The organism is Thermodesulfobacteriota bacterium, assembly GCA_040758155.1.
GTDB lineage: Bacteria > Desulfobacterota > Deferrimicrobia > Deferrimicrobiales > Deferrimicrobiaceae > UBA2219.
This window is the reverse complement of the sequence record JBFLWB010000044.1, coordinates 1-6,405: the sequence shown is the minus strand read 5'-3', so window position 1 is coordinate 6,405 and position 6,405 is coordinate 1. Positions and strand designations below refer to the sequence as shown.

Annotated in this window: 10 protein-coding genes and 2 tRNA genes; 9 read left to right on the top strand and 3 right to left on the bottom strand. The window is 67.7% G+C overall.

The features are described 5' to 3' along the window. On the top strand, positions 1-614 hold a 614-nt coding region (locus tag AB1346_02880; GenBank protein ID MEW6719374.1), incomplete at its 5' end, for a zinc ribbon domain-containing protein. 53 nt (positions 615-667) lie between these two features. Beyond that, a tRNA-Val gene (locus AB1346_02875) sits at positions 668-743 on the top strand. A gap of 59 nt (positions 744-802) precedes the next feature. Here the strand turns inward: AB1346_02875 and AB1346_02870 are convergent. Both AB1346_02870 and AB1346_02865 read right to left on the bottom strand, forming a co-directional pair. Then, a complete protein-coding gene (locus AB1346_02870; GenBank protein MEW6719373.1) occupies positions 803-1,108 on the bottom strand; it encodes a hypothetical protein in 306 nt (101 codons plus the stop codon). A 134-nt stretch (positions 1,109-1,242) separates the two neighbouring features. Continuing rightward, a complete protein-coding gene (locus AB1346_02865) occupies positions 1,243-1,416 on the bottom strand; it encodes a hypothetical protein (GenBank protein ID MEW6719372.1) in 174 nt (57 codons plus the stop codon). A 130-nt stretch (positions 1,417-1,546) separates the two neighbouring features. On the opposite strand from AB1346_02865, the gene AB1346_02860 reads away from it, so the two are divergent. Both AB1346_02860 and AB1346_02855 read left to right on the top strand, forming a co-directional pair. After that, positions 1,547-2,014 (top strand): hypothetical protein, encoded by a 468-nt coding sequence (locus AB1346_02860; protein ID MEW6719371.1) that lies wholly within the window; start codon positions 1,547-1,549, stop codon positions 2,012-2,014. 28 nt (positions 2,015-2,042) lie between these two features. Beyond that, a complete protein-coding gene (locus AB1346_02855; GenBank protein MEW6719370.1) occupies positions 2,043-2,612 on the top strand; it encodes a GNAT family N-acetyltransferase in 570 nt (189 codons plus the stop codon). Here AB1346_02855 and glk read toward each other — a convergent pair. Then, positions 2,573-3,577 carry a glucokinase gene (gene glk / locus AB1346_02850; GenBank protein MEW6719369.1) on the bottom strand — a complete coding sequence of 335 codons (1,005 nt, stop codon included), beginning with the start codon at positions 3,575-3,577 and terminating at the stop codon, positions 2,573-2,575. The genes AB1346_02855 and glk overlap by 40 nt on opposite strands. A gap of 60 nt (positions 3,578-3,637) precedes the next feature. Between glk and AB1346_02845 the strand changes: the two genes are divergently transcribed. From AB1346_02845 to AB1346_02825, 5 genes are all read left to right on the top strand, one after another. Next, a complete protein-coding gene (locus tag AB1346_02845; GenBank protein ID MEW6719368.1) occupies positions 3,638-5,113 on the top strand; it encodes an FAD-dependent oxidoreductase in 1,476 nt (491 codons plus the stop codon). Next, positions 5,110-5,514, top strand: coding sequence for an alternative ribosome rescue aminoacyl-tRNA hydrolase ArfB (gene arfB / locus AB1346_02840; GenBank protein MEW6719367.1), 405 nt, complete (start codon positions 5,110-5,112; stop codon positions 5,512-5,514). The genes AB1346_02845 and arfB overlap by 4 nt, the downstream gene beginning before the upstream one ends. 40 nt (positions 5,515-5,554) lie before the next feature. Continuing rightward, a tRNA-Asp gene (locus tag AB1346_02835) sits at positions 5,555-5,631 on the top strand. A 74-nt stretch (positions 5,632-5,705) separates the two neighbouring features. After that, on the top strand, positions 5,706-6,155 hold the full coding sequence (locus tag AB1346_02830) for a hypothetical protein (GenBank protein ID MEW6719366.1): 450 nt from the start codon (positions 5,706-5,708) through the stop codon (positions 6,153-6,155). A gap of 70 nt (positions 6,156-6,225) precedes the next feature. Next, positions 6,226-6,405 (top strand): hypothetical protein (locus AB1346_02825; protein MEW6719365.1); only part of this gene is annotated, 180 nt, incomplete at its 3' end.

Here is a 6,405-nt window from a genome sequence, read left to right as displayed (position 1 = left end):
CCGTCACCCGGCTGATCGACATGGGGGTCAAGCCCTACCTCATCGCGTCCGCGGTCGAGGGGATCCTCGCCCAGCGGCTGGTGCGGACCATCTGCCCGCACTGCAAGGCCTCCGAGCCCATCGACAAGGAAGTCCTGTCGCTGCTGAACGTCCCGCCGCACGCCCTCGGGGAAGTCGTCTTCCGCGGAAAAGGGTGCGCGCGATGCAACCAGACGGGGTATCTGGGACGCACCGGCATCTTCGAGCTCTTCGTGATGGACGACGGGTTCCGGGAGATGATCTCGTCGAACTACCGGGAGTCGGATCTGTTCTCCGCGGCGCGCGCGGCGGGGCTGCGCACCCTCCTGGAGGACGGGATCGACAAGATCCGCCGCGGGATCACGACGGCGGACGAAGTGCTCCGGGTCGTGGGGCCGCAGAAACGGATGGAGCGGGAGTGCCCGGATTGCAATCGGCTGCTGGACGCCCGCTTCTTCTTCTGCCCGTATTGCGGCGGCTTCCGGAAGAACACCTGCCGCCAGTGCCGGCTTCCTCTCGAGCCGGGCTGGACGACCTGCCCGTTCTGCGGCACGTCGGGAAACGAACCGCCGCACGGAACGGCCGGACGGAGTTGACAGACGCGGCGAGGCGCTGTTAGGGTGGACTTCCGCTGCGATAACGAAGGGGCGGGCGGATAGCTCAGTTGGTAGAGCATCGCCCTTACAAGGCGAGGGTCGCAGGTTCGAGTCCTGTTCCGCCTACCAGATACGAAGATGGGGTCGCGGACGATTCCGCGACCCCATCTTTCATCGCTGAAAATCCGTCATGAGGGATTGATCGCCCCGTCGGCCGCGTTGCGCGCCGCGGATTCCTCCCTCGACGGATAAAGGGACCGCGTCAGCTTGACGAGGAGATCCCGATACGAACCGATCAGGTCCACAACGTTCGCGAACCGGTCCTCGCACCGGCAACCGCACCGGGTGCTCCCGGCTTTTTCGCCGTCGACCTTGCCTCGGATGGCGACGTTCGCAGCCGCCTTGAGGATGAGGTCGATCTCCTTGAGCCGCTCCTCGATCCGGTTCGCCTGACGCCAAGACAAATCCCGCTCTTCGACCCCCTTTTCGATCATTCTCCCCTCCCGGAAAGAAGACACGCTTACACGATTACGATGCCGGCCCCCCCAATGAGGAGAATGGTTCCCTGGATGAGAACCGTTATCGTATCATCGTCCCGGGGGTGGGCGTCAAGGGCGCTGCTTCCCGTTCAGCGCCGACGCTCCGACCGTGCGTTCTCTCCCTCGCAGATCCTGCATGGATCCACCTCGCCGCATTTCTCGCACGCGTCCTTCACGGGAATATCGCGGTACCAGTTCCTCGTTTTCTCCCCCGCCGGTTGCCGCACCGCGTCCGGCGAGGTGTCTTGCTTCCTGGTCTTCATCGAATCTTCCTCCCTTTCATCGCTCCGCGGGACCCTCGCTCCGATTTGAAAATAAGATGTGGGACCTCTCCATGCCGATCCGTCCTTCGGTATAGTTGTTAATATCAGGAACAGGGAACGGAGGGGCGGCATGAGCTGCCCGCACTGCGGAGCGGAACATTTCCCCGAGCCCGCGGGCGGAACGAAAGCCGGCGGCGCGGGAGAGGGGTGCCCGTACTTGGGAGCGCCCTTCCCGAAGCTGCGCGCGGGGCACGACGAGCTGTATTTCGGGCGCTGGAGGCAGGCGGACGCAAGCCCGCTCGACCTGCGCAGGGCCCGCAACCGGCTGCGGACGCTTTTGGGCTGGATCGGGGACGCCGTCGGGGCGGAAGGGCTCCCGGCGACCCGGAAGGACCTCGCCAGGGCATGCGAATCGCTGCAGGCGGCCGAGGCTCAAGGTGACGGGCAGGAGGCCTTCCTGCACATGGACCACGCCCTTTCCTATGCCCACCGGGCGATCGGGGACCTGCTGCACGAGAAAGGCGCCGCTCCTCATTCCCCGGGCGATTTCGCCGCGTGGTACGAAGCCGCGGAGATCCCGTTCCGGGAGGACTGGTGAGCGTTCCGGACGCGGAAGGAGGAGACAGTTGATTTCGCTCGACAGGTACCCCAAGGAGATCGCGCTGCGCAACGACGCGAAGCTGCTGCTCCGTCCCCTGGCTCCCGGAGACGCCGAGGGGCTGTGGGAGTTCCTTCGGCGCCTGCCGGAGATCGACAAGGCCCATTTCCACGAGGACGTGGACGACCTCGAGGTCGTGCGGCGGTGGGAGAACGCGATCGACTACGAGACATCGCTCCCGATCCTTGCCTGGCAGGGGGTCCGCGTGGTGGGCGCCGTGACGCTTTACCGGAGCCGCACGGGATGGAAGCAGCGGGTCGGGATCGTCCGGATCCTGATCGCGCCCGATTTCCGCCGGCTCGGGCTCGGCACCGCGATGATCCGCGAGATGCGCCACCTCGCGGAGCAGGCCGCCCTGAGACACCTCGTCGTGGAGGTCATCGGGAAGCAGCAGTCCGCCGTCCGGGCGCTCGAGCGGATGGGGTTCGAGAAGAAGGTGGTCCACGCGAAATTCGTCAACGACCGGAAAGGCCGCCTCTACGACCTGGCGGTCCTCGTCTATTCCCTGTCGGAGGGCGGGGACGACCCGTACTTCTGACCCCATGCGAACCGGGCGGCGCCCTCCAGCGCGGCCGTCTCGTCCAGGATGACTTTCACCGGCACTCTTTCGAGAAAGCCGCGGAACCGCCCCTTGTCGAGGAACGCGTCGAGAAATCCGCCATTCGAAAGGACGGACAGGAGCGCGGGCGCAAGCCCTCCGCCGAGGTAAACACCGCCGGTGGCGGCATATTGCAGCGCAAGATTCCCCGCCGCCGCGCCGTACATGCCGCAGAAGAATCGTACCGCTTCCCTGCAGGCGGCGGAGCGGCCGGCAAGCCCTTCGGAGACGATCACGCGCGGGGGGTCCTCCGATGCCATGCGGGAGGCAGTCTCGGGCGTTTCGGGCGCCCCTTCCGCCTCGCGGAGGAACCGGTAGACGGAGTACAGCCCGGGGCCGGAGACCACCCGCTCCACGCTCACCCGCCCGTGCTCCTTCCGGAGATGCTCCAGCAGCGCCTGCTCGCGGGCGTCCCGCGGGGCGAACTCGACGTGCCCGCCTTCCGACGCCATCGGGAGGAAGCCGGCGCCGGACGGCAGAAGGGCGGCCTGCCCGAATCCCGTTCCCGCGGCCCCGACCGCGATGGGCCCTTCGGGGTCCGCTTCCCCCTTCTGCAGCGTTGCGGTCTTTCCCCGGGACAGGAATGGGACCGCGAAGGCCAGCGCCTGCAGATCGTTGAGGAGGAACGCCGCGCGGGCTCCGCAGGCGCGGCGGACCGCTTCCCGGTCCACGCTCCAGGAGAGGTTCGTGAGACGGCTCTTTCCCTGCCGCACCGGCCCTGCGACGCCGACGCAGGCAACGTCGACCTTCCTTCGCCCCGCGAGGAAGACCTCCAGGATCGCTTCGAGCGACGGGTAATCGTAGCTCCGGAACGATCGCGCGGCGCCGCGTCGCAAGCCCCCCCGGACGGCGGAATACAGGGCGAGGTTGGTCTTGGTGCCCCCGACGTCTCCTGCCAGGATCATCGTCCTCTCCTTGTCCGTCCGGGATTCCCTTTAATGTATCCTATCGTACGGGGGTGGAGGTTGCCGGTTTACGATTACGACATCGGGATCCTCGGCGGCGGCGCGGCGGGGCTGACGGCGGCCGCGGGCGCGGCGCAGTTCGGCGCGAAGACGATCCTGATCGAGAAGGCGCCGAGGCTGGGAGGCGACTGTCTCCACTTCGGCTGCGTCCCCTCGAAGACGCTGATCCGGTCGGCGGAGGTCTGGTCGCTCGCCCGAAGGGCGGAGGAGTTCGGACTGCCGGCGCTTGCCCTTCCGCCGGTGGACCTCGCGGCGGTCATGGCGCGCGTCCGCTCGGTGATCGAAACGATCCAGGAGCACGACTCGCCGGAGCGATTCCGCGGGCTCGGCGCGACGGTCCGCTTCGGGGAGCCGCGGTTCGAGGACGGGCACGCCGTGTCCGTCGACGGGGAGCGCGTGACGGCGAAGAGCTGGATCGTCGCCACCGGCTCGCGTCCCGCCGTGCCTCCCGTGGACGGGCTGGCGGAGGTCCCGTACTGGACGAACGAGACGGTCTTCTCCCGGACGGAGCTGCCGGGGCGGCTGCTGGTGCTGGGCGGCGGGCCGGTCGGCGTCGAGATGGCGCAGGCGTTCGCGCGGCTCGGATCGAAAGTCGTCCTCGTCGAGCCCAGGGAGCAGCTTCTGACGGCCGAGGACGCGGACATGTCGGAGATCCTGCGCGTTCGCATCGAAGCGGAAGGAGTGGAAGTCCTCTCGGGCACCAGGGCGCTCAAGGCGGAGTCCGCCGGTTCGACGGTCCGCCTGCGGGTTGCTCCGGCCGAAGGGGAGGGAGAGCCGCGGACGATCGAGGGGGACGCGCTGCTGGTGGCCGCGGGGCGGGTCCCCAATACCGAAGGACTGAATCTGCAGGCGGCGGGCGTCCCGTTCTTTCCCCGCGGGATCCCGACGGACCCGCGCATGCGGACCTGGGCGCGGCACATCTACGCCTGCGGGGACGTCAACGGCGTGTTCCCCTTCACTCACGTGGCGGCGTACGAGGCCGGGATCGCCCTCTCCAACGCCGTGCTCAACCTGCCCAGGAAGGCGGACTACTCGAAGGTTCCCTGGTGCACCTACACGGACCCGGAGATCGCCAGCATCGGATACAACGAGAAGCGGGCCGCGGCCGGAGGGGTGGATTACCGGGTGCTGACGGGAAGGTTCCGCGAGAACGACCGCGCTCTCGCGGAGGGAGAGGCGGAGGGGATGATCAAGGTGCTGATCACCCCCAAGGGGCGGCTGCTGGGCTGCCAGATCGCGGGGCACCACGCGGGGGAGCTGATCCACGAGTGGGTGGCCGCTGTGGCCGGCGGAGCGAAGCTGTCCGCGCTTGCGGGCGCGGTGCACGCTTACCCGACGCTGGCCGAGATCTCGAAGAAGGCGGCCGGTTCGCACTTCGCGCCGAAGCTGTTCGGCGACCGCATGCGGAAGATCCTTCGCCTGCTCTTCGGCCTCCGGGGGGGCGCCCGCCCGCCGGGGGGGGGATCGGCCGCATGAAGTTCATCGTTCCCGATGACGAGATCGAGGAGCGGTTCGTCCGCGCATCGGGCCCCGGCGGCCAGAACGTCAACAAGGTCGCCACGGCGGTCCGGCTGCGGTTCGACGTGCGCGGCTCCCGGTCGCTGCCCGAAGAGGTCCGCGAGCGGCTGATCCGGATGGCGGGAAAGCGGATGACTGCCGCCGGCGTCCTGGTGATCGAGGCCGGGCGGTACCGGACGCAGGAGCGCAACCGCCGGGACGCGAGGGAGCGGCTGGCGCGCCTGGTGGAGAAGGCCTCCGAGCCCGTCCGCCCGCGGAAAAAGACCCGTCCCTCCGGCGCGGCGGTGGAGCGGCGCCTCGAGGAGAAGCGCAGGCTGGGGCGGGCCAAGGAGGCGCGCAGGGCGGTCCGCCCCGATTGACACGCGCGGGAGGGTCGTGTATAAGTAACTTTTGCCCATTGGGGTGGTAGTTAAGCTGGTTATAACGCCGGCCTGTCACGCCGGAGGCCGCGGGTTCAAGTCCCGTCCACCCCGCCAGACACATGGAATCCCCCCGGTCGGGCGAACCGCCGGGGGGATTTTTTTTATCACGAGGGAAAGGAGACTCCCCCATGAAAAAGATCGGGCTCGCTCTTGCGCTGGCGGCCATCGTCCTCTTCCCCGCGGCCGGGATCTGCGGCGGCGATCTCGACGCCTTCCTCTCCGACCTGAACGTCGAGGCCCGCGCGGACCTCGTCGCCTTCAAGGTACGGGTGGGGGCGACGTTCGGGATCCCCCATGCTCAGGTGGAGGCTGTATTCGGCGAGGTGCGCACCCCGGCCGACGCATACATGGTGCTGAAGGTGGGACAGGTCGCCCGGCAGCCGCAGGATATCGTGATCCGCGAGTATAAGGCGAATCGGGGGAAGGGATGGGGGGCCATCGCCAAAAACCTCGGCATCAAGCCCGGATCCGCGGAGTTCCATGAGCTGAAGAAGGGGTGGGGCGGCCCCGGTAAAGGCGGGGGGAAAGGGAAGGACAAGGGGAAGGGCAAGGGCAAGGCGAAAAAGGACAAGGGGTGACGGAAACTCCCCGGGGCGGATCGGCAACTAATGGCTGTCGAGGATAAAATCCGATCAACGGGAGGGTGTCATGCACAGGAAGGCGCTCACGCTCGCGATGGCCTTGCTGGTAGCGTTCGCGTTCGCCGGGATCGCGTCCGAGCCGAGCCAGGACGCGATCAAGGTGATGGAGAAGGTGGATGTCGGGAAGTACCTGGTCGACGGGAAGGGGATGACGCTCTACACCTTCAAGAAGGATTCCCCCCGGAAG